The sequence below is a fragment of the Streptomyces sp. NPDC017056 genome (assembly GCF_044332485.1).
GTDB lineage: Bacteria > Actinomycetota > Actinomycetes > Streptomycetales > Streptomycetaceae > Streptomyces.
The window spans coordinates 45,266-65,649 of record NZ_JBIRPD010000033.1; the positions used below are offsets into that span (position 1 = coordinate 45,266).

Here is a 20,384-nt window from a genome sequence, read left to right on the forward strand (position 1 = left end):
GGCGGCGCCCCGCATACCGAAAGAGGATCCATGACCTTCACCGTCGTCAACACCTTCACGCTCAAGGACCCGGCCGGCGCCGAGGAGTTCGAGCGCCGCTTCCTCTCCCACGTGGAGTGGATGCGCGCCCGGCCCGGGTTCGTCACCCACCAGGCGGTCCGCTCGGCGGACCGGCCCGAGGTGTACGTCAACCTCGGCCGCTGGTCGTCGGCCGAGGACTTCCAGCAGGTACTGGCCCACCCGGTCTTCCAGGAGCACGCCGCCGAGTTCCACCGCATCGTGGACGTCGACGCCGACCCGTCGGCGGAACTCCTGCGCCGGACCGGCGCCGCGGCCGGGCCCGGGGACGCACTGCTCGTCGAGTACGTCACGGTCACCGGTGACACCGCCGCGTTCGAGGCCGCCTACCGCGCGTACGCCGAGGCGGCAGCGGCTGCCGAGGGCTTCGTCGGCGCCGAGCTGGCGAAGTCGCTGTTCGCCCGGCCAGGTGGCTACACCGCCGCCACCCGCTGGCGCGGCACCGCCGACCGGGAGGCGGCACGCTCCCTGCCCGAGTACGCCGCCGTCACCGCGCTCGCCGAGGTGCGGGCCGTGCCCGCCGCGCACGTCGCGGGCAACGGTGTGCCCTTCGCGCCGGCCGGCGCCTGACGGCGCCGGGGAGGACTGACCCATGGAGTACCGCCGTCTCGGCACGAACGGGCCGCTGGTGAGCCGGATCGCGTTCGGGAACTCGCTGACCGCGGGCAACCAACTGGACGACCGGGCCGCCACCGCCTGCGTACGGGCCGCCCTCGACGCGGGCATCACCACGTTCGACACCGCCGACGCCTATGCGGACGGCCGCGCCGAGGAACTGCTCGGCGCGGCCCTGGCCGGGGTCGACCGGGACTCCGTCGTGGTCTGCACCAAGGTCGGCAGGGGTGGCCCGGGCAGCGGCCCGGGCGCGCTGTCGCCGGCGCGGATCGCCGGCAGCCTGGACCGGTCGCTGCGGCGCCTCGGCACCGGGCACATCGACCTCTACCAGGCCCACCTCTACGACGACAGCACCCCGCTGGAGGACACCATGCGGGCCTTCGCCGACGCGGTCGCCGCGGGCAAGGTCCGCTACGTCGGCGTCTCGGAGTGGGCCGCCGACGAGATCGAACGCGCCGCCGCGCTCGCCCGCGACCTGGGCGTGCCGCTGGTCTGCAACCAGCCGCAGTACTCGATGCTGTGGCGGGTCGTCGAGGCCGAGGTGGCCCCGGCCTGCGAGCGGCTCGGCATCGGGCAGCTCGTCTGGTCCCCGCTGGCGGGTGGCGTGCTGACCGGGAAGTACCGCCCGGGGCAGCGGCCGCCCGCCGGGTCCCGGGCCGTCGCCGCCAAGGGCGGTGACGTGTCCATCGGGCGCTGGCGGTTCCTGGAGGACGACGTCCTGGAGGCCGTCGCCCGGGTGGCGGCGCTCGCCGGCGAGGCCGGGCTGACACCGGCCCAGCTCGCCCTCGCCTGGGTGCTCCGGGGCACCCGGGTCACCGGCGCCGTCATCGGCGCCTCGTCGCCCGGCCAGATCGCCCGCAACCTCGCGGCGGCCGACGCCGTGCTCGACCCCGGGCTGCTGCGCCGCATCGACGACGCGCTGGGCCCCGTCGTGGTCCGCGACCCCGAGCTGACCCTGAGCCGGATGCTCCGGGCCAGGACGCCCGCCCGTACCGCCACCACCTGAGAGGTACCGCTGTGAGCACAACCGTTGCTTCTTCCCCCGTCCACCGCACCCGTGCCGAGGTCGGGATCGACGCCCCGGCCGCCGCCGTCCACCGGGCCCTGACCGACGTCGGCGGCTGGCCGGTGCTCTACCCCTGGATCGCCCACACCGAAGTGCTGTCCCGGCAGGGCCCGCACGACGAGGTGAAGTTCTGGGCGGTGCGGCCGGGGCCCGAGGGCGGGCTGCGCGTGTGGACGTCACGGCGCACCGTGGACCCGGTGGCGCTGCGCATGGAATTCGAGCAGCAGGGATCGGTGGGGCCGATCCGGCAGCTGGGCGGCACCTGGGAATTCCTGCCCCGCCCGGACGGCGGCTGCCGGGTGGTGTCCGGGCACTGGTTCACCACCGACGCCGACCCGGCCGAGACCGCCGGGGAACTGGACCGGCACGGAGCGCTCCAGATGCGCACCCTCAAAGACCGGACGGAGCACCCCGAAACGCTGACGGACGATGTCGTACGGGCCCAGGGCAGTGTGCTGCTCCCCGGCCCGGCTGCCGCGGTCCGCGCGCGGCTGCTGGACGCGCTGCCGCAGCGCGACGGCACGGACAGTGCCTGGTTCGGCACCGTGGAAGGCACGCCGACCGTGCAGATCGCGCACGAGGAGCACACCCTCGTGCAGAAGTTCCTGACACCGCCGGAGCCCGCGCGGCTCTACCGGCTCCGCTGGCGGCTGGCCGAGGAGCCGGGCGGAACCCGGGTCACTGCGGACGTGCTCGCGGTCGTCGGGGACCACCGCGACCGGGTGCGCGAACTGGCCGGCGCCGGGGTACGCGCCGCGCTGGCACTGGCCGGGCAGCGGTGACCGCGGCGCAGGAGCGGGCCGACGTGTGCGTGGTCGGCGCCGGTCCCGGTGGCCTGACGCTGGCCCTTCTGCTGCTCAGGTCCGGCCTGCGGGTGACCGTCGTGGAGAAGTCCCGGTCGCAGGACCGGGACTTCCGCGGTGAGATCCTGCAGCCGGGCGCGATGGCCGTCCTCGACCGGCTCGGCGTGCTCGCCGGGGCGCGGGCGGCGGGCGGCCACGAGCACTCCAGGTTCCGGCTGCTGGAGCGGGACCGGGTACTGCTGGACGTCGACTACCGGGCCCTGCCCGCACCGTACGACCACCTGCTGTCCCTGCCGCAGCCCCATCTGCTGGCCGGGCTGCGCCTGCACTGTGACGCGTTCGAGGGCTTCCGGTACTTCGAGGGCCACCGCGTCAACGGTCTGCTGCGCGACGGGCAGGGCCGGGTCACCGGTGTCACGGCGGACGACCTGACCGTGCCCGCGCGCGTCGTCGTGGGCGCCGACGGCCGGTTCTCCAAGGTCCGCCGGCTGGCGGGCATCGGAGCAGGACGTACCGAGGCGTTCGACCAGGACGTCCTGTGGTTCAAGCTGACGCCGCCGGCGGACGCCGGGCCGCCGCGGTCGTGGGACGTGCGGGTGCTGCGGAGCGAGGGCGGCAGCCCGGTGCTGGTGTACGGGTCCTGGCCGGACCGGGTGCAGGTCGGTTGGACGCTGCCGCACCAGGGCTACCGGGACGTCGTCCGGCACGGCCTGGACCACGTCAAGGAGCAGCTGGCGCGCGCGGTACCGGAGTACGCCGGCCTGATCGGCGAGCAGATCACCTCACTGCGCGACCTGACCCTGCTGGACGTCTTCTCCGGGCGCGCCGAGCACTGGGCGGCCGACGGGCTGGTGCTGATGGGTGACGCCGCGCACACCCACAGCCCGATCGGCGCGCAGGGCATCAACCTCGCCGTACAGGACGCGGTCGTGCTGCACCCGCTGCTGGTGGAGGCCGTGACACAGGACAGGACGAGCGCGGCGTTCCTGTCCCGGTTCGAGGAGCGGCGGGCGCCGGACATCGCCGCCGTGATGCGGCTCCAGGAGATGCAGAGCAGGACGATGCTGGGGTCCGGCGGGCTCGTCGGCCGGATCCGGCCGCGGCTGGCGGCCGTGGTGAAGCACACGCCCGTCTACCGCAAGATCCTGCGGACCATCGCGTTCGGCAACCCCTCCGTCCAGGTGGCGGAGCACCTGTTCACCGGCTGACCGCGGACACACGGAAGGCGGGCCGGGTCCTTCGACCCGGCCCGCCTTCACCCGTGGTCAGACCGCGACGGCCTCGGCACGCGCCGAGTCCACCACGACGCCGAACAGGCCGCCCCGGACGTCGGCGTGGGCCGCCATGGCCCGGGCGTCGGCCGCCATCTCCGGGCTGCCGAGCACCGGGCGGTACGCCTCGGCCCCGCTCCACCAGCCGATGTTGACGTACGCGCCGGCCTCGCGGTCCGAGTGCACCAGCTGGTGGTCCAGGAAGCCGTCGTGGCCCTTCACGAAGGAGAGGTGGCCGAGGAAGGAGCTCTCGAACGCCTGCCGGTCGGCTCCGTCCTTGAGCGTGAAGGTGGTCAGCGCGACCGCCGCCTCCTGCCCCGGCGCCGCGCCGCCGCCGAGGCCGTCCGCCGCGGCCTGTCCGGCGAGCACCCGGCCGTGCACGCTGGTGATCGCGGCCAGGTAGACGAAGCGGCTGCTGACCGCGGTGAAGAACTGCCAGTCGCCGACCACCGTGCGGTGCGCGTCGGCGTCCCGCCACCAGGTCAGGATGACGAAGGTGTCGGGCGCGCCGAGGCCGCGCAGCAGGGCGGTGCGCAGCAGCCCGTCCTTGGTGGCGACGGTCTTCCGGTACTTGGCGTACGCCTTCTCGAACTCGGCGCCCTTGGCCTTGTGCTTGTCCTTGAGGACGAAGTGGGCGACGGCGACAACCGGGGCGTCGGCGGCCGGGGTGGTCTCGGTCATGACGGTGCCTTTCATTGGTGGGACAGGGGTATCGGTGGGACAGGGGGTATCTGTGGGATGTGGAACGGGTGGGGCCGGTCAGCGGGACAGGAGCCGCTGCCCGGCTCCGGCCGCGTAGGCGGGTACGTATTTGTCGAGGACGCCGCGGTAGTAGTCCGGGCCGAAGCCGAGCCCGTACACCGGCGGGACGAGCCGGCAGAGCTTGTCGATGGAGACGGGCTGGGCGCCGGACGCCGCCACGTAGGTCTTCTCGGCGCGGGTGCCGAGCAGGTTCTCCATGTGGGCGACGATGTCCTCGATGTGCGGGGCGTGTCCGGAGGCGACGTTGACGACGTCGCGAGTGCGGCCGTCGACGAGCAGCGTGTGCACGATCTTGACGACGTCCTCGACGTCGATGAGGTCGCGCTGTGCGCCCCGGTACACCCGCAGCCGGCCCGCGACCAGCTGCCGCACCAGGGCGGGCAGCAGCTGGTGGGCGGGCTGGTGGCGCCCGACGACGTGCGAGAGGCGCAGGATCAGGTACTCCACGTCGGAGGACTTGACCACCGCCTCCAAGGCGAGCTTGTGCCGTCCGTACGGGGTGGCCGGGTAGACCGGGCCGTCCTCGCGGCCCGGCGAGGCGCCGGGCACCGAGTACATGCCGGCGGACGCCGTCGAGAAGAACACCAGGCGCCTGTTGTGCTTCTCGCAGTACCGCAGCACCTCGTACAGGCGCGCGGACTCCCGGGTGTACTGCTCGGGCGGGATGTCTCCGGCGGCCGACACACCGGCGGCGAGCGCCACCACATCGGGGTGGTGGTCGCTGATGCCCGCCAGGTGCCCGGCCAGGAACCCCCTGCCGACGATCTCCATGGGCTGTGCCAACTCCTTGCGGTGGACGGGGTTCAGGCCGCGGCGGGCCCGGTGGCCCAGCCGGGGATCCGGGAGATCTCCAGGACGGCGGCGGTCAGGGTGTAGCCGGCGCCGCCGCCGAAGAGCATCACGTGGTCGCCGGGCCCGAGGGCGCCGGTGAGCAGCAGGTTCTCCAGGCCGGCGGCCCAGTCGCCGGCGCCGACGTGGCCGCTGCGGCGGGCGAACTCCCAGGTGGTCTCGGACGCGTCGACGCCGAGCAGGTGGTGGATCTGGAAGGGGCCGTCGATCCGTCCGGTGGCGGGGATGACGACGGACGCGATGTCGTCCATGGACAGGCCCGCGTCGTCGAGGACGGCCTGCTTGGCCTCGTTCATCGCCTTGCCGAAGCGGATGTTGGTGAGGGTCTCGTCGCTCACCGCCTTGTGGGCGTCGCCGCGTGCGGTCAGGTCGATCTGCCGGTCGGCGGCGCGCGAGACGGGGCCGAACGGCTCGTCGCCGCGGGCCATCGGCTCCAGGCCGTTGTCGGCGACGGTGGCGGTGGCCAGCAGGCGGGCGAAGCCGTCCGTGGCCGAGAGGACCACGGCGGTGCCGCCGTCGGCGTACGCGTTGCCGTGGCGCAGGCGCCAGCGGTCGGCGCCGGGCCCGCCGAACCGGTCGGCGGTGGTGACCATGACCGCGCTGCCCGTGCCGTATCCGGCCTTCAGATGGCAGGCGGCCAGGTCCAGGGCGCTGATGCCGATGTTGCAGCGCTGCTGCACGTCGAGTGCGGGCACCGTCCTGCCGACGGTCTTACCCGCGATGTACGAGGCGGCCGGCCAGATGTCCAGGCCCTGGAACCACGTGCTGCCGTGCAGCAGCAGAGAGTAGGCGGACCGGTCGAGGCCGGACCGCTCGTGGGCCCGGCGGGCGGCGGCGACCGCCATGTCCGGCGGCGCCGTCCACGGCTCCCCCGGCCTCTCGCGGGCGATACGGACAGCCTCGTAACCGAAGTCGTCGATCCACTCCTGCCCGCACTCACCCGCCTCGACGGCTTCGCGCACCGGTACGGGTTCGGGCAGCCAGGTGCCCAGACCGGCGACATAGATCTCGTCCCAACGCATCCAATTGCTCCCCTACTCGCCGGGTTCGGCGGTACTTCGGGCATACGGCATGCGCCCACCCTCACGGCCTGCTCTCGAACCGTGCTCGAATCCGGCAGGGGAGCGCGCGGCCCAGTGCGGCTCAAGGGGGACTCGAGCGCGGGCGGTCACGCTCGGGCCTGACCGAACGGGCGGCTCGCCGTCCCCACCCCTTTCGGAGACCCGTCGTGCGCATCCTGTTCACCGCCCATGCGGGCAAGTCGCATCTGCGGCTGCTGATCCCCCTGGCCCAGGCCGCCGTACGGGCCGGGCACACCGTTGCCGTCGCCGACGACGCTTCCATGCGCGAGGAGTGCGCGCAGTACGGCCTCCGGTTCTTCCCCGCCGGATGCGACTGGGCAACCGACCCGTTCTGCGTCGAGGCGATCGCGCTGCCGCTTTTCCAGGGCGACCAGGAGGCGTACGAGGACGGCCTGGTCGACTGTGTGCTCGGGCCGCCCGCGCTGCTGGCCGCCCGCGACATCCTGAAGATCGCCGCGGACTGGAAGCCCGATCTGATCGTGCGCGAGGGGGAGGAGATCGGCGGCTACCTGGCCGCCGAGGCCCTCGGCATCCCGCACGTCGCGGTGGCCGGCGGCTCCACCCATCTGCTGCCGCCCGCCGTGGTGCACGAGCGGCTCAACGCCCTGCGCGCCGAACTCGGCCTCCCCGCCGACCCGGACGACCACACCGCCTACAAGCACCTGCTGGTCAGCTGGCTGCCACCGCGCTGCACCGGCGACGACCTGGCCCCGCGCACCCTGCGCCACTACCGCCAGACCACCCCGTACCGCAGCGACGATGTGACCCTGCCCTGGCTCGCCGCCCTGCCCGAGGACAAGCCGCTGGTGTACGCGTCGATCGGCACCATGGCGCCGTCGATGCCATGGCGCTCGGACGACCTCCTGCACGCCGTGATCGAGGCGCTGTCCGCCACCGACTGCTCCGCCGTCGTCTCGATCGGCGTGGGCCGCGACCCGGCGGACTTCGGGCCGGTGCCGGAGCATGTGCGGCTGGTCACCGAGTGGGTTCCGCAGGACGTACTGCTGGAGGCCGCCGACGTGTTCGTCACCCACGGCGGTCACAGCAGCATCCGCGAGGGCCTGCGCAGCGGCACCCCGATGCTCGTCACCCCCATGTACGACGACCAGCCGCACGCCGCCGAACGCTGTGCCGCGATCGGCTCGGCGATCAACCTGCCGAGCTACGTCGCCACCGGCGAGACCGTCGCCGACGCCCTCGGCGCGCTGCTCACCGACCCTTCGTACCGGCGGCGCGCGGCGGTGGTGCGGCGCGAGATCCTCGCCTGCCCGCCCGTGGAGCAGCTGGTCGCCGACCTCGAACAACTCGCCGCCGCGGCGGCCCAGGAGGAGACATGCGCGTCCTGCTGACGGCCCTGGTCCCCAGCCACCTCGTGCCGATGGTGCCGCTGACCTGGGCCCTGCGCGCCGCCGGGCACCAGGTGCTGGTGGCCGGCGACGCGGCACTGGTGCGGTTCGCCGCCGCCGCGGGGCTGGACACGCGCCTGGTGGGCGCGGGTGACACGATCCGGCAGCGGCTGACCCGGCCGGGCGCGGTGCGGATGCCGGACCGGGCGGCGATGGACCGCCGCGCGGACGGCGAGTGGGACGCGGTCGGCGAGCGCTGGCGCACCCGGCTCGGCGGCTACCTGGACGACTTCGTCCGGCTCGGCCGGGACTGGGAGCCCGATCTCGTCGTCACCGACCCGGTGGAGTTCGGCGGCCTGATCGTGGCCGGTGCGCTCGGTGTGCCCGGCGTCGTCCACCGCTGGGGCCCGGACGACTTCACCAGCCCGCTGCTGCGCCGCGCCAAGGAGCAGCTGCACGACCTGAGCGTGTCCCACGGCGCCGCGGGTTTCCCCGACCCGGCGCTGGTGGTCGACCCGAGTCCCACCTCGCTGCTGCCCGGCGGCGACAACGTCCCGGGCCTGCTGACGCGTTACGTCCCCTACTGCGGCACCGCCGAGCTGCCCGACTGGGCGGTCCGGCGGCCGGAGCGGCCGCGGGTGCTGCTGTGCCTGGGCATGTGGCACGGCCGGGTGCTCGCGGAGACCGGTGAGCTGCCGCTGGGTTTCCGGCATGTGCTGGACGCCTGCACCGCGCAGGGCCTCGACGTGCTCTTCCCGATCGACGCGGAGTACCACCCGGCGCTGTCCGGCATCCCGTCCTCGGTCAAGGTCGTCGACCGTTTCCCGATCGGGCCGGTGATGCGGCACACGGCCGTCGCCGTCCACCACGGTGGCAGCGGTACCAGCATGACGTCGTTCGCGTCCGGCGTGCCGCAGCTCGTCCTGCCGGGCGACAAGCCGTTCCTGCAGACCACCGGGCGGCTGGTGGCGGAGTCCGGGGCGGGCCGCACGCTCGCCTCCGAGCCCGAGCAGCACGCTGCCCGGCTCGTGCACGAAGCCCTCGCGGACCTGGTCGCCGACGAGCGGTACCGCACCGCCGCGCTCGGGGTCGGCGCGGAGATCGCGGCCCTGCCGGGCCCCGCCGAACTGGTCCGCACCGTCGAAGGGCTGATCTGACATGACCCCACTCACCCAGGAAAGGGAGCAGGTGCCATCCCCCATGGCAGAACACCACGGCCCGCCGGCGGTCGTCTTCAAGGGCGTCGTCAAGGAGTACGGCTCCGTCCGTGCCGTCGACGGCATCGATCTGACGATCCGGCGCGGCGAGACGGTCGCCCTCCTCGGCCCCAACGGCGCGGGCAAGTCCACCACGATCAACATGCTGCTCGGGCTCTTTCCGCCGGAGCAGGGCACCATCGAGGTCTTCGGCAAGAAACCCGAACTGGCCATGCGCGCGGGCCATTTGGGTGCCATGCTCCAGGAGGGGAAGATGATTCCCCGGGTCTCGGTGCGGGAACTGGTCGGCTTCGTACGCCAGACCTACCGCAAGCCGCTGCCGCTGGCGGAGATCCTGGAGCTGGCCCAGCTCACCAAGATCGCGGACCGCAAGGTGGACCGGCTCTCCGGCGGCCAGGCCCAGCGGGTGCGGTTCGCCCTCGCGCTGGCCGGCGACCCCGACCTGGTGGTGCTGGACGAGCCGACCGCCGCACTGGACGTGGAGTCGCGGCGCGAGCTGTGGGCGGCGATGCAGCGCTACGCCGAGCGCGGCAACACCGTCCTGTTCTCCACCCACTATCTGGAGGAGGCCGACGAGAGCGCCGACCGCGTCGTGGTGATCGCGGCCGGGCAGGTGGTGGCCGACGGCACCCCGGCGCAGATCAAGTCCATGATCGAGGGTCGTACGGTCAGCTTCGTGCCGCGCGGCGGGCACCGCGACGACTTCGCGCTGCTGCCGGGCGTCAGCTCCGTGGAGTTCCACGGCGGCCGCGTCCACCTGCGCAGCAACGACTCCGACAGCACCGTGCACGCACTGTCGCGCGCCGATGCGTTCACCGACCTCGAAGTCTCCGGCGTCGGCCTGGAGGAAGCCTTCATCGCGCTGACCCACCGGTCGCGCCACGAGCCCGCTCCGGAAGGACGGACCCACTGATGCTCGGATACATCCGTCTGGAAATCCTGCGGCTGATCCGCAACGGCGGCTACCTGATGATGAGCCTCATCATGCCGGTCGGCCTCTACGTCACCCTCGCGGGCGGCGGACCCGACCAGGAGTCGATGGTACGGGCCATGGTCGGCGCGGCGGCTTTCGGCGCGCTGGGTGTGGTCATCACCAACGGCACGGGTATCGCCGAGGACCGGGCACTGGGCTGGCTGCGGCAGCTGCGGCTGACCCCGCTCTCCCCCGTGCAGGTCGTGGTGGCGCGCGGCGCGGTCGCCACCTGCCTGGGCATCCTGCCGATCGTGGTCATCGGCCTGATCGGCAAGTTCTACCGGGGCATCGACCTCGGACCCGGCACCTGGCTGGAGATCTTCCTGCTGCTGTGGGTCGGCATCGCGCCGCTGGCCATGCTCGGCATCGGCATCGGCTACCTGTTCAAGGCCCAGCTCGCGCAGATCGCCGGCACCGTCTGCTACCTGTCGCTGACGCTGCTCGGCGGGCTGATGATGCCCACCGACACGCTGCCCGAGTGGCTCCAGCCGATCTCGAAGGAGACGCCGGTCTACCGCTACGCCGAGCTGTCCTGGCACGCGGCCGACCACACCGCGCCGAGCGCCGCGGGGCTGGGTGTGCTCGCCCTGTGGACGGCGCTGCTCGCGGCGTTCGCCGCGTTCGCCTACCGCAGGGGCGGCCGCCGCGCCTGACCTGTTTCACCGGTGCCCGTGGGGAGGTGTCCCCACGGGCACTTTCGCGTTCGTGGCGGATGCGAGCCGCATTCGAGCGGCCGGCCGCACCCTTTTGCTGCCACCGGCCGTACGCGAAAGAGTGAGGAACCTTCCATGCGCGTGTTGTTCGTGGGCCACGGTCCGGCCCATGTCCCCTGGATCATTCCGCTCGCCTGGGCCTGCCGGCTCGCGGGCCACGACGTACGGGTGGCGGTGCGGCCGCAGTGCACCGCACCGGTCACCAAGGCCGGGCTGGTGGCCGTGCCGGTCGGCGACGAGGCCGTGGCGGGCGCCGCGGCGGCCCGCCGGCTGGACCTGGGGCCCGGGCGGCTGAAGGCCACCGGCGCGTCCATGGCGGCCCTCGACACCGACCTGGCCGAGGCGCTGGTCGAGAAGATGATCGCGGTCGCCGACACCCTCACCGACGACCTGGTCGCCTTCGCCCGCTTCTGGCGCCCCGACATCGTGGTGCACGACACCGCGGCCGCCGCCGGGCAGGTGGCCGCCGCCGTCCTCAAGGTGCCCGCCGTGGGCCACACCTGGGGTGTGTCGCTGGGGGTGCACTGCGAGCGGGAGAGCGAGCTGCGCCCCTCGTACGCCCGGCTCTTCGAGCGGTTCGGCGTCGCGCCGCTGGTCGGCCCCTCGGTCTGGATCGACCCGTGCCCGCCGGGCCTGCGCCCGCCGCACGGGGTGCGCCGCGCCGACATGCGCTACGTACCGTACGCGGGGCCCGCCGAAGTGCCGCGCCGGTTGCGCGAGGAACGATCCGGCGGGCGGCCGCTGGTCTGTGTGACCGGCGGCGTGACCACCACCGCACTCGACGAGGTCCGCGACCAGGTGGTCGCCACCCTGCGGGAACAGGGCGCCGAGGTGGTCCTCGCGGTCACCGCCGAGCAGGCCCGCGCCACCGGCCCGCTGCCGGACGGCGTCCGCATGGTGGAGTCCTTCCCACTGGACGTGCTGCTGGCGCACTGTGACGCGCTGGTGCACCACGGCGGCGTCGGCAGCGGCCTGATCGCCGTCACCCGCGGCCTGCCGCAGCTCCTGCTCCCCCGCAACGCCTTCCAGGAGCACTGGGCGCACCTGGTCAGGGAGTCCGGCGCGGGCAGCGCACTGCCCGCCGGCGCCACCGGGGACGCGGTCGGTGCCGCCGTCCGCGACCTGCTGACCCGCCCCTCCTACCGGGAGCGGTCCAGGTCGCTGCGGGACGAGATCGCCGCCATGCCCGCCCCCGACCGGCTCGTGGGCTTCCTGGAGGAGTGCGTACGGGCCGGTCACACGGACGTCCCCACACCACGGAAGGCAGACTGACGATGACCGCACTCCTCGAACCCGCGGCGGACACGGCGCGGTTCACCCGGGGCAGCACGATGCACGGCCTCTTCCAGGACGCGGCCCGCCGCTTCCCCGGTGCGACCGCCCTGTCCCACCGCGGGATCACCACCAGCTACCGCGAGCTGGATGCCGCTTCCGACGGGTACGCGGCCCTCCTCCAAGCGCGCGGCGTACGCCGCGGCGACCTGGTGCCGGTGCTCATGGAGCGCGGGGCGCCGCTGATCGCGGTGCTGCTGGCGCTGTTCAAGTGCGGGGCCGCGTACTCGTACTTGGACCCGCGCTGGCCCGCCGACCGGGTCGCGGAGCAGATCGGGCGACTGGACGCCCGGCTGCTGGTGACCACCGCCGGCGGTGACCGGCCGGTGCCGACGTGGTGTCCGCCCGCCGAGAGCCTGGCCGTCACCGCCGCGCGCGGGGCGCGCCCGGCGCCGGTCGAGGTGACCGGCGCCGACGCCTGCTCGGTCTTCTTCACCTCGGGGTCCACCGGAGCACCCAAGGGGGTGGTCGCCGCCCACGAGAACGCGGTCCGCCTCTTCGACACCGCCACCTTCGCCCGGCTCGGCCCCGGCACGGTGATGCCGCAGACCGCGCCGCCCACCTGGGACGGCTTCACGCTGGACTGCTGGAGCATGCTGCTGACCGGCGGGACGACCGTTCTGCTGGACGAGCAGGTGCTGGTGCCGCGCACCCTGCGCGCGCTGATCGCCGAGGAAGGCGTCAACGCGGCCTTCCTGACGACCCAGTTGTTCAACATGCTCGTCACCACCGACGTCGGTGCCTTCGCCGGGATGGCGTGGGTGGCCATCGGCGGCGAACGGGCCGCGCCCCCGCGGATGCGTGCCTTCCTCGCCGCCCACCCGGGCACCCAACTGATCAACGTGTACGGGCCCGTCGAGTGCGGCGCGCTGGTCACCGCCCACACCGTACGGCCCGAGGACTGCGACGACCCGGCGGGCATCCCCCTGGGCACCGCCCTGCCGCACACCGACGTACTGGTCCTGGACGGCACACGGCGGTGCGCACCCGGCGAGACGGGCGAACTGTGCCTGGGCGGCCCCGGGCTGGCCCGGGGCTACCTCGGCCACCCCGCGCTGACCGACGCCGCGTTCGTGACGGCCGAGGTGGACGGTGTGCGCCGGCGTCTGTACCGCACCGGCGACCTGGGGCACCGGTCCGCCGTGGGGGTGTACCACTACTCCGGGCGGGCCGACCGGCAGATCAAGGTCCGCGGCCACCGGATCGAGCCCGCCGAGGTGGAGCGCACGGCCGAACGGGTGCCCTCGGTCACCGGTGCCGCGGTGGTGCCGGTGCCGCGACCCGACGGCTCGTACCAGGGGCTCGCGCTGTTCTACTCGCGCGGCGACGCGGCGGGCCCGGACCCGGACGCGCTGCGCGCCCGGCTCGCCGGGCGCCTCCCGGAGTACCTGGTGCCGCGCCGCGTCCACCGCCTCGACTCCTTCCCGCAGTTGCCCAACGGAAAGATCGACCGCCAGGCACTCGCCGCCCTCGTCCGCGCCGAGCAGGACCGCGCCACGGAACCGGACGAGGACTTCGACGGCACGGCGGCCGTGGTCGCCGATGCGTTCCGTACCGTCCTGGACGGCTGCCGGGTCACCGCCGACGCGTCCTTCTTCGAACTGGGCGGCAGTTCGCTGGACGCCGCGCGGCTGTGCCAGCACCTCGACTCCGCGCTGGGCGCCGCCGTCCAGCCCTCCCAGGTCTTCCGTACGCCGACGGTCAGCGGACTCGCCGCGTGGCTGGACGCCACCGCGCCGGCCGCCACGGACGGCACCGGGCCCGTCGCGGGCCTCGGGCCCGGCGAGCTGCCGCTCCCGCCCGAGCAGGCCGGATTCCTGTTCGCCGGCGCCCACGACACCGAAGGGCTCGGCGGGCTGTGCCGGGTGACCTGGTGGATCGACGGGCCCCTCGACCCCGGCGCGCTGGAACGGGCCGTCGGTGACGTGCACCGGCGCCACCAGGCGCTGCACGCGCGGTACTTGATCCGGGACAACGAGACCGGTTACGCCGTGGTGCCGGACGACCCGTCGGACGCCGAGATGGTCCGCCTGCCCGACGCGCCGGACGGGGCGGCCGCCGTCGCCGCCTGGCTCGCGGCGGCCCTGCGGCCGCTGGCGGTGCACGACGCGCGGGTGTGGCGGTGCGCCGCGGTGCGCGACGCCGCCACCGGGCGCACCCTGTTCGGCCTGGTCGTGCACCACGTCGCTTTCGACGGCGCGTCCGAGACGGTGCTCGCCGCCGATCTCGGGCTGGCCTACGCCGCGCGGCTCGCGGGCCGCGCGCCCGTCTTCCCGGCGCCCGCCGCGACCCTCGCCGAGGTCTGCGCCGACCACCGCCGGGTGCTTGCGCGGGTGGACCTGGCGGCCCAGCAGGAGTACTGGCAGGAGCACCTGGAACTCCAGGAACCCCTGGAGCTGCCGGGCCGTACCGACACCGACCGCAACGCCGGTCCCGGCCATTCCCGTTCGGCCGTGGTGTCCGCCGGAGACGTCGCCCGCTGGGACGCGCACGCCCGCACGCTCGGCACCACCCGGTTCGCCGTGCTCGCCGCGCTGTTCGGGCACGTCCTGCGGGAGCTGAGCGGCCAGGAGGACATTGCGGTGAAGGTGCCGGTGGCCCGCCGGGGCAGCGGCGTACTGGCGACCGCCGTCAGCTGCCGCGTGGACCTGCTGTACCTGCGCTTCTGGCCGCCGCACCAGGACACGGACCGCGGCCTGCTGGAGCAGGCGGTGGCGAACGTGGACGACGCGCTCGCCGCGCAGGAGACCGGCGGCGCCCGGCTGGCCCGCACCCTGGTGCTGACCGGCGGCGGCGAGGCGCTGCGCCCGATGCCCAGCTTCCTGATGCAGGACGACCCCGATCCCCGGCTCGACCTCCCCGGCTGTGTCTGCGAGGTGTCGCGGATCGGCAGTCCGTCGATGTTCACCGAACTGGAGCTGGACGTACGGGCCGTGCCGGAGGGCTTCGCCGTCACCGCTTCCGTACGTACCGACCGGCTGCCCGCCGCCACCGCCGGGCGGCTCGTGCGCGCCTACGCCGCTGCCGTCCGCCGGGGCCCCGCCGCGCACGCCCAGAGCCCGACCGTACCCACCCCGTCCGAGGACACCGCATGCGCGTACTGATCCTGAGCAGTCCCGAATCCACCCACTTCACCTGCGTGGTGCCGCTGGCCTGGGCGCTGCGCGGCGCCGGGCACGAGGTGCTGGTCGCCGGCCAGCCCGACATCGTCCCGGCGGCCCGCTCGGCGGGCCTGAACACCGTCACGGTGGGCCGCGAGTTCCACGGCAAGGACCTGCTGACCCCGCCGCTGCCGCCCGGCAAGCGGCCCATCGAGGTCGTCGGCCCGCTCACTCCCGAGATGACCCTGATCGGCTCGCGGGTGTGGGTGCTGCACTCCCGCTACCTGGCGCCGCGCTACCTGGAGGTGGCCCGGCAGTTCCGGCCCGACCTGGTGGTCTCGGAGATCTTCGACTGGGCCGCGTGCCTGGTCGGCGGCGCCCTGAAGATCCCCGTGGTCTCGCACCGCTGGGGCGTGGACCCGATGAGCCACCTGATGCGGGCCACCGCGGAGGACCTGCTGCGCGGCGCCGCCGAACGGCTCGGCATCGAGGGCGGCCTGCCCTCGCCCGACGTGCTGCTCGACCCGGCGCCGCCCGAACTCCTGGTGCCGGGCGCACCGGCCGGCACCCCGATCCGCCACGTCCCGTTCAACGGGACGGGTCCGGTGCCCGGTTGGCTGCGCCAACGGGGCGAACGGCCCCGGGTCTGCGTCTCGATGGGGCGCCAGACCATCGCACTCGGTGGCCTGGCGATGTTCCGCGGCATCATCGAGGCGTTCGGCGCGCTGCCGGAGACCGAGGCCGTCATGACCGTGCAGGAGGAGTTCCTCGACGACCTCGGCACCGTCCCGGCCAACGTCACCCTCGTCCCGCCGACGCCACTCAGCGGCTTCCTGCACACCTGCGACGCGGTCGTCTCGCACGGCGGCGCCAACACCCTGCTCACCGTGGCCGGTGCGGGCGTGCCCCAGCTCGTCATGCCGCAGCTCGTCGACCAGTTCCAGGGCGGCGACCTGCTGGCCGCCGCCGGGGCCGGGCTGGCTCTCGGCACCGCCGGCGCGCAGAACGACCCGGCCCAGGTGGCCGCGGCCGTCGGCGCCCTGCTGGCCGAGGAGCGCTTCACCAAGGGTGCCAGGGACCTGGCCGGCTCCATGGCCGCCATGCCGAGTCCCGCCGCCGTCGTCCGAGACCTGGAGAACCTCCGATGCGCGTACTGATCATCAGCAGCCCCGTCGAGACCCACTTCCTGCCGCTGCTGCCCGTGGTACGGGCGCTGGCCGGCGCCGGGCACGAGGTGCTCGTCACCGGGCAGCCCGACATCACCGGGCCGGCCGCCGGGGCGGGGCTCGCCACCGTCACCGTCGGCGACCCCTTCCACGCCTTCGACCTGCGCCGGGGCAACCGCCCTGCGGGGCTGCGGCCCATCGAGGTCACCGGCCGTCCCCCTGCCCGGCAGATCGACGGCGCCGCCCAGATGTGGCGCAACCACGCCCCGTACGTCCTGCCCGACTACCTGGAGACCGCCCGCGACTGGGGCGCCGACCTGGTGCTGTCCGACCACATGGACTACACGGGCGCGGTCGTCGGCGCGGTGCTCGGCATCCCGAGCGTCTGGCACCGCTGGGGCGTGAATCCGACGAGTACGTTCATGCTCGGCCAGACCCGGATGTGGCTCGGCCCGCTGTGCGCACGGCTCGGCCTCGCCACCGTACCCGTTCCCGACCTGGTCCTCGACCCGGCGCCGCCCGCCCTGGCGGACACCCAGGCGCCGCCCGCCCGGCCGGTGCGCCCCGAGCCGCACACCGGCGACGGCACGCCCTGGGCGTACACCGCGCCCCCGGGGCGCCGGGTCGCGGTGGCGCTCGGCGGGCACACCCTCGACCTCGGCGGCGCGCCGCTGCTCCGCCGGGTCGTCGACGCGCTGGCCGCCGCCGGGCAGGTGGAGGCTGTCGTCTCCGCGGCGCCCGGGCACCGGGACGAGGTGGGCGCCCTGCCCGAAGGCATGACGTACACCTCGCGTACCGCGCCGGGCCTGCTCTTTCCCGGCGCCGACCTCGTGGTGCACCACGGCGGGGCGGGGTCCACGCTGGGGGCGGCCGCCCTCGGTGTGCCGCAGCTCGTGCTCCCGCAGCTCGGTGACGCGTTCGTCGCGGGCGACCGGGTCGCCGCTGCCGGTGCCGGGATCACCCTGGACAACGCCGAGGCGCAGAACAGCGGCGACCGGGTGGCCGAAGCCCTCACCGCCCTGCTCACCGGGGCTGCGTACCGGGACGCCGCCGGGCGGCTGCGCGCGGAGACCGCGGCGATGCCGTCGGCGGCCGAGACCGTCCCCGTACTGGAACAGCTGGCCGCCCGGCAGGGGGTGAAGGCATGAGCACGGAAGCTCCCGTCAAGTCCGCCGGGGACGCGCAGGGGTCCGCACCGGCCGGGTCCGCCAAGGAGAAGAAGCCGAACCCGTACGGCATGAGCGACATCCAGGTGCTGGTTTTCGTCGTGTGCGCGATGGGGACCATGGGCCTGGCCCTGCTGGACGGCTCGATCGTCTCCTCCGCCGTGCTGCCGATCGTGCGCGACCTCGACCCGGCCCACGGCATCGAGCGCTTCCCCTGGCTGATCACCGCCTACCTCCTCGCCGCCACGGCCGCCCAGCCGCTGTACGGCAGGCTCAGCGACAGCTTCGGGCCGCGCCGCGTCTACCTGGCCGCGCTCGCCACCTTCCTCGCCGGGTCCGCGCTGTGCGCCACCGCGGGATCCCTCACCCAGCTGATCGCCTTCCGCGCGGTGCAGGGCCTGGGCGGCGGCGGGCTGATGAGCATGACGTTGATCGTCATCGCGACGCTCTACCCGCCCAAGTCCCGCGCCGGGCGCTCCAACGCGGGCGGCATCCTCATCGCGGCCGGCATCATCGCGGGCCCGATGATCGGCGGCCCGATCAGCCAGGAGCTGTCCTGGCGCGGCATCTTCCTGCTCAACGTGCCGGTCGCGGGCCTCGCCCTGGCCGGGATCGCCTGGGCGCTGCGGCTGCCGGTCCGGGGCACCCGGCAGCGCGTCGACGTCCTCGGCTCGGTACTCATCGCGGCTGCCACCTGCGCGCTGCTGCTGGGCGTCAAGACGTACGGCGAGCAGAACTCCTTCTCCGGGCCGGTCCTGCCGTACTTCTACGGCGGCGTGATGATGGCCGGGGCGTTCGTCGCGCGCCAGCTGAAGGCCGCGGATCCGCTGATGCCGCCGGCACTCTTCAAGGACCGGGTGTTCAGGCCCGCCGCGATCCTCCAGTTCACCGGCGGTTTCGCGCTGCTGTCGCTGCCGGTGTTCCTCGTCAACCACCTGAACATCGTGCGGGGTGTGGACCTCGACGCGGTCGGCCTGCACCTGATACCGCTCGCCGTCGGCGTCGTCCTGGTCTTCCTGGGCTGGGGCAAGGTGGTCGCCCGTACCGGCCGCTGCAAGGCCGTCCTGGTCGCCACCACCGCCACCGCGGCCGCCGCCACCGCCGCCCTCGGGCTCACCGCGGCCGACGCCCCCACGTGGCTGCTCGACGTGCTGCTCCTGCTGCTCGGTGCGGGCCTGGGCGGCGTCACGCAGATCGCGCTGTTCATGACCCAGTCGGCGGCGCCCACGGGCCAGTTGGGCGTGGTCACCACCACGTCCCGGTTCGCCACCATGCTGGGCACCACCATCGGCGGCACGGTGCTCGGCGTCGTCCTGAGCACGCGGTTCGCCGCGGCGGCCCGTGAGTCCGGGGTCCGCGACCCGGACACCGCCGCGGCCCGGCTCGCCGGCCTCGACCCGGCCCACCGCCGCCTGGTCACCGATGCCTTCGCGCACGCCACCGGAACCGTGCTGCTGACCTCGGCCGGGCTGCTGCTGGCAGCGCTGCTGACGGCCTTGCTGATGAAGGACGTCAACGTCAACGACACCACGGACGCGGAAGACCCGCCCACCGGCACCGTCCCGCCCCTCGCCCCCCTCCAGGAAGAAGACCATGCGCGTACTGATGCTGAGCACCCCCTTTCCGACCCACTTCACCCCGATGGTGCCGCTGGCCTGGGCGCTCCAGGGGGCGGGGCACGAGGTGACGGTCGCGGCGCAGCCTGACGTCACCGACGCGGCACGGGCGGCCGGGATCTCCGCCGTCGACATCGGCGACCGCTTCCACGGCCTGGACGTCCTGCTGCGCCATCTGCCGCCCGGCAAGCGCCCGTTGGAGCTGATGGGCCCGACCCCGCCGGAGAAGATGGCGGGCAGCGCCAAGCTGTGGGAGACCCACGCCCGTTACCTGCTCGGCGCCTATCTGGAGTTCGCCCGCGACTGGCGGCCCGATCTGATCGTCTCCGAGCAGATGGAGCTGGCCGGGCAGATCGTCGCCGGAGCCCTCGGCGTCCCGTCCGTCCAGCACCGCTGGGGCGTCGATCCGCTCAGCGGCCCGTCCCGCACGTCCGCCCGCCACTTCCTGCACGGGGCCGCCACCCGGCTCGGTCTGGCCGGGCTGCCCGACCCCGACCTGCTGCTCGACCCGTGCCCGCCCGCGCTGCGCCACCCGAGCGCGGCGCCGGGCGCGCCCATCGGGTACGTCCCGTTCAACGGCGCCGGCAGCGCGCCCGCGTGGCTGCGCGTTCCCCCGGCCGACGGGGTGCGCCGGGTGGCGGTCTGCCTGGGCCGCCAGACGCTCGTACTCAACGGGACCGGCCTGTTCCGCTCGATCATCGCGGCCTTCGAGGGGCTGGCGGACGTGGCGGCCGTGGTCACCGCGGCCCCGGAGTTCCACGCGGGCTTCGGCGACGTGCCGGGCAACGTGCGGGTCGTGGAGCCCGTACCGCTCAACCTCTTCCTGCGCGACTGCCACGCCGTCGTGCACCACGGTGGCGCCAACACCACCATGACGGCCTGTGCCTTCGGACTGCCGCAGGTCGTCCTGCCGCAGCTGGTCGACCAGTTCGCCTCGGCCGAGCACCTGAAGAAGGCCGGTGCGGCGCGCGTCCTCGCCGAGGCCGCGCCGCAGAACGACCCGGCCCGCGTCCGCGAAGCCGTACGGGACGTACTGGACGACCCGCGCTACCTCCGCGGCGCCGCAGAGCTGCGCCGCGACATGGCGGCAATGCCGAGCCCGGCCCGCGTCGTGGCGGACCTGGAGCGCCTGGCCGCCGGCTGACCTCCGGCACACACGAACAGAGCCCCCGGCCGGAAGGCCGGGGGCTCACTGCCGTACAAGCTGTTCAGCGGCGGCGCTTCTTCA

17 protein-coding genes are annotated in these 20,384 nt (G+C 74.1%); 14 read left to right on the plus strand and 3 right to left on the minus strand.

The window, feature by feature from the left end; genetic code table 11:
• The first annotated feature begins 30 nt into the window (after positions 1–30).
• The 4 genes from ACH4OW_RS37575 to ACH4OW_RS37590 are packed head-to-tail and all read left to right on the plus strand — an operon-like array spanning position 31 to position 3,770.
• Positions 31–648, plus strand: a complete 618-nt coding sequence (locus ACH4OW_RS37575; protein WP_398033132.1) for an antibiotic biosynthesis monooxygenase family protein — start codon at positions 31–33, stop codon at positions 646–648.
• A gap of 22 nt (positions 649–670) precedes the next feature.
• Positions 671–1,699, plus strand: a complete 1,029-nt coding sequence (locus ACH4OW_RS37580) for an aldo/keto reductase (protein ID WP_398033134.1) — start codon at positions 671–673, stop codon at positions 1,697–1,699.
• 11 nt (positions 1,700–1,710) lie between these two features.
• Entirely contained in the window at positions 1,711–2,541 is an 831-nt protein-coding gene (locus ACH4OW_RS37585; protein WP_398033137.1) for an SRPBCC family protein, read from the plus strand.
• The gene (locus ACH4OW_RS37590) at positions 2,538–3,770 is read left to right on the plus strand and encodes an FAD-dependent monooxygenase (RefSeq protein WP_398033139.1); all 1,233 of its coding nucleotides are present in this window, start codon (positions 2,538–2,540) and stop codon (positions 3,768–3,770) included. Before ACH4OW_RS37585 ends, ACH4OW_RS37590 begins: the two co-directional genes overlap by 4 nt.
• Positions 3,771–3,827: 57 nt before the next feature.
• Here the strand turns inward: ACH4OW_RS37590 and ACH4OW_RS37595 are convergent, their stop codons facing one another.
• The 3 genes from ACH4OW_RS37595 to ACH4OW_RS37605 all read right to left on the minus strand — a co-directional run bounded on the left by ACH4OW_RS37595 (position 3,828) and on the right by ACH4OW_RS37605 (position 6,466).
• A complete protein-coding gene (locus tag ACH4OW_RS37595) occupies positions 3,828–4,514 on the minus strand; it encodes an antibiotic biosynthesis monooxygenase (RefSeq protein WP_360137279.1) in 687 nt (228 codons plus the stop codon).
• 78 nt (positions 4,515–4,592) lie between these two features.
• Positions 4,593–5,366 carry an NAD-dependent epimerase/dehydratase family protein gene (locus ACH4OW_RS37600; RefSeq protein ID WP_360137282.1) on the minus strand — a complete coding sequence of 258 codons (774 nt, stop codon included), beginning with the start codon at positions 5,364–5,366 and terminating at the stop codon, positions 4,593–4,595.
• A 32-nt stretch (positions 5,367–5,398) separates the two neighbouring features.
• The gene (locus ACH4OW_RS37605; protein WP_360137285.1) at positions 5,399–6,466 is read right to left on the minus strand and encodes a ketoacyl-ACP synthase III family protein; all 1,068 of its coding nucleotides are present in this window, start codon (positions 6,464–6,466) and stop codon (positions 5,399–5,401) included.
• 206 nt (positions 6,467–6,672) lie between these two features.
• Between ACH4OW_RS37605 and ACH4OW_RS37610 the strand changes: the two genes are divergently transcribed.
• The 10 genes from ACH4OW_RS37610 to ACH4OW_RS37655 all read left to right on the plus strand — a co-directional run bounded on the left by ACH4OW_RS37610 (position 6,673) and on the right by ACH4OW_RS37655 (position 20,300).
• The gene (locus ACH4OW_RS37610; RefSeq protein ID WP_398033144.1) at positions 6,673–7,875 is read left to right on the plus strand and encodes a glycosyltransferase; all 1,203 of its coding nucleotides are present in this window, start codon (positions 6,673–6,675) and stop codon (positions 7,873–7,875) included.
• Positions 7,860–9,029: a nucleotide disphospho-sugar-binding domain-containing protein gene (locus ACH4OW_RS37615; RefSeq protein WP_398033145.1), complete on the plus strand. Its 1,170-nt coding sequence runs from the start codon at positions 7,860–7,862 to the stop codon at positions 9,027–9,029. The genes ACH4OW_RS37610 and ACH4OW_RS37615 overlap by 16 nt, the downstream gene beginning before the upstream one ends.
• Before the next feature lie 43 nt (positions 9,030–9,072).
• Positions 9,073–10,002: an ABC transporter ATP-binding protein gene (locus ACH4OW_RS37620; RefSeq protein WP_360137295.1), complete on the plus strand. Its 930-nt coding sequence runs from the start codon at positions 9,073–9,075 to the stop codon at positions 10,000–10,002.
• Positions 10,002–10,715 carry an ABC transporter permease gene (locus tag ACH4OW_RS37625; RefSeq protein WP_398033147.1) on the plus strand — a complete coding sequence of 238 codons (714 nt, stop codon included), beginning with the start codon at positions 10,002–10,004 and terminating at the stop codon, positions 10,713–10,715. Before ACH4OW_RS37620 ends, ACH4OW_RS37625 begins: the two co-directional genes overlap by 1 nt.
• A 135-nt stretch (positions 10,716–10,850) precedes the next feature.
• Positions 10,851–12,047, plus strand: a complete 1,197-nt coding sequence (locus ACH4OW_RS37630) for a nucleotide disphospho-sugar-binding domain-containing protein (RefSeq protein ID WP_398033149.1) — start codon at positions 10,851–10,853, stop codon at positions 12,045–12,047.
• 2 nt (positions 12,048–12,049) lie between these two features.
• The gene (locus tag ACH4OW_RS37635; RefSeq protein ID WP_398033151.1) at positions 12,050–15,211 is read left to right on the plus strand and encodes an amino acid adenylation domain-containing protein; all 3,162 of its coding nucleotides are present in this window, start codon (positions 12,050–12,052) and stop codon (positions 15,209–15,211) included.
• Complete coding sequence (locus ACH4OW_RS37640) at positions 15,199–16,365, plus strand: nucleotide disphospho-sugar-binding domain-containing protein (RefSeq protein WP_398033154.1); 1,167 nt, start codon at positions 15,199–15,201, stop codon at positions 16,363–16,365. The genes ACH4OW_RS37635 and ACH4OW_RS37640 overlap by 13 nt, the downstream gene beginning before the upstream one ends.
• Positions 16,353–17,522: a nucleotide disphospho-sugar-binding domain-containing protein gene (locus ACH4OW_RS37645; RefSeq protein ID WP_398033156.1), complete on the plus strand. Its 1,170-nt coding sequence runs from the start codon at positions 16,353–16,355 to the stop codon at positions 17,520–17,522. Before ACH4OW_RS37640 ends, ACH4OW_RS37645 begins: the two co-directional genes overlap by 13 nt.
• Positions 17,519–19,246 carry an MFS transporter gene (locus tag ACH4OW_RS37650; RefSeq protein WP_398033159.1) on the plus strand — a complete coding sequence of 576 codons (1,728 nt, stop codon included), beginning with the start codon at positions 17,519–17,521 and terminating at the stop codon, positions 19,244–19,246. The genes ACH4OW_RS37645 and ACH4OW_RS37650 overlap by 4 nt, the downstream gene beginning before the upstream one ends.
• Positions 19,134–20,300, plus strand: coding sequence for a nucleotide disphospho-sugar-binding domain-containing protein (locus ACH4OW_RS37655; RefSeq protein ID WP_398033162.1), 1,167 nt, complete (start codon positions 19,134–19,136; stop codon positions 20,298–20,300). Before ACH4OW_RS37650 ends, ACH4OW_RS37655 begins: the two co-directional genes overlap by 113 nt.
• Positions 20,301–20,384 lie beyond the last annotated feature (84 nt).

Coding starts and splice junctions, on each gene's coding strand:
- ACH4OW_RS37575 (WP_398033132.1), top strand. CDS start 31: ATGACCTTCACCGTCGTCAACACCTTCACGCTCAAGGACCCGGCCGGC.
- ACH4OW_RS37580 (WP_398033134.1), top strand. CDS start 671: ATGGAGTACCGCCGTCTCGGCACGAACGGGCCGCTGGTGAGCCGGATC.
- ACH4OW_RS37595 (WP_360137279.1), bottom strand. CDS start 4,514: ATGACCGAGACCACCCCGGCCGCCGACGCCCCGGTTGTCGCCGTCGCC.
- ACH4OW_RS37600 (WP_360137282.1), bottom strand. CDS start 5,366: ATGGAGATCGTCGGCAGGGGGTTCCTGGCCGGGCACCTGGCGGGCATC.
- ACH4OW_RS37605 (WP_360137285.1), bottom strand. CDS start 6,466: ATGCGTTGGGACGAGATCTATGTCGCCGGTCTGGGCACCTGGCTGCCC.
- ACH4OW_RS37615 (WP_398033145.1), top strand. CDS start 7,860: ATGCGCGTCCTGCTGACGGCCCTGGTCCCCAGCCACCTCGTGCCGATG.
- ACH4OW_RS37620 (WP_360137295.1), top strand. CDS start 9,073: ATGGCAGAACACCACGGCCCGCCGGCGGTCGTCTTCAAGGGCGTCGTC.
- ACH4OW_RS37625 (WP_398033147.1), top strand. CDS start 10,002: ATGCTCGGATACATCCGTCTGGAAATCCTGCGGCTGATCCGCAACGGC.
- ACH4OW_RS37630 (WP_398033149.1), top strand. CDS start 10,851: ATGCGCGTGTTGTTCGTGGGCCACGGTCCGGCCCATGTCCCCTGGATC.
- ACH4OW_RS37635 (WP_398033151.1), top strand. CDS start 12,050: ATGACCGCACTCCTCGAACCCGCGGCGGACACGGCGCGGTTCACCCGG.
- ACH4OW_RS37640 (WP_398033154.1), top strand. CDS start 15,199: ATGCGCGTACTGATCCTGAGCAGTCCCGAATCCACCCACTTCACCTGC.
- ACH4OW_RS37645 (WP_398033156.1), top strand. CDS start 16,353: ATGCGCGTACTGATCATCAGCAGCCCCGTCGAGACCCACTTCCTGCCG.
- ACH4OW_RS37650 (WP_398033159.1), top strand. CDS start 17,519: ATGAGCACGGAAGCTCCCGTCAAGTCCGCCGGGGACGCGCAGGGGTCC.
- ACH4OW_RS37655 (WP_398033162.1), top strand. CDS start 19,134: ATGCGCGTACTGATGCTGAGCACCCCCTTTCCGACCCACTTCACCCCG.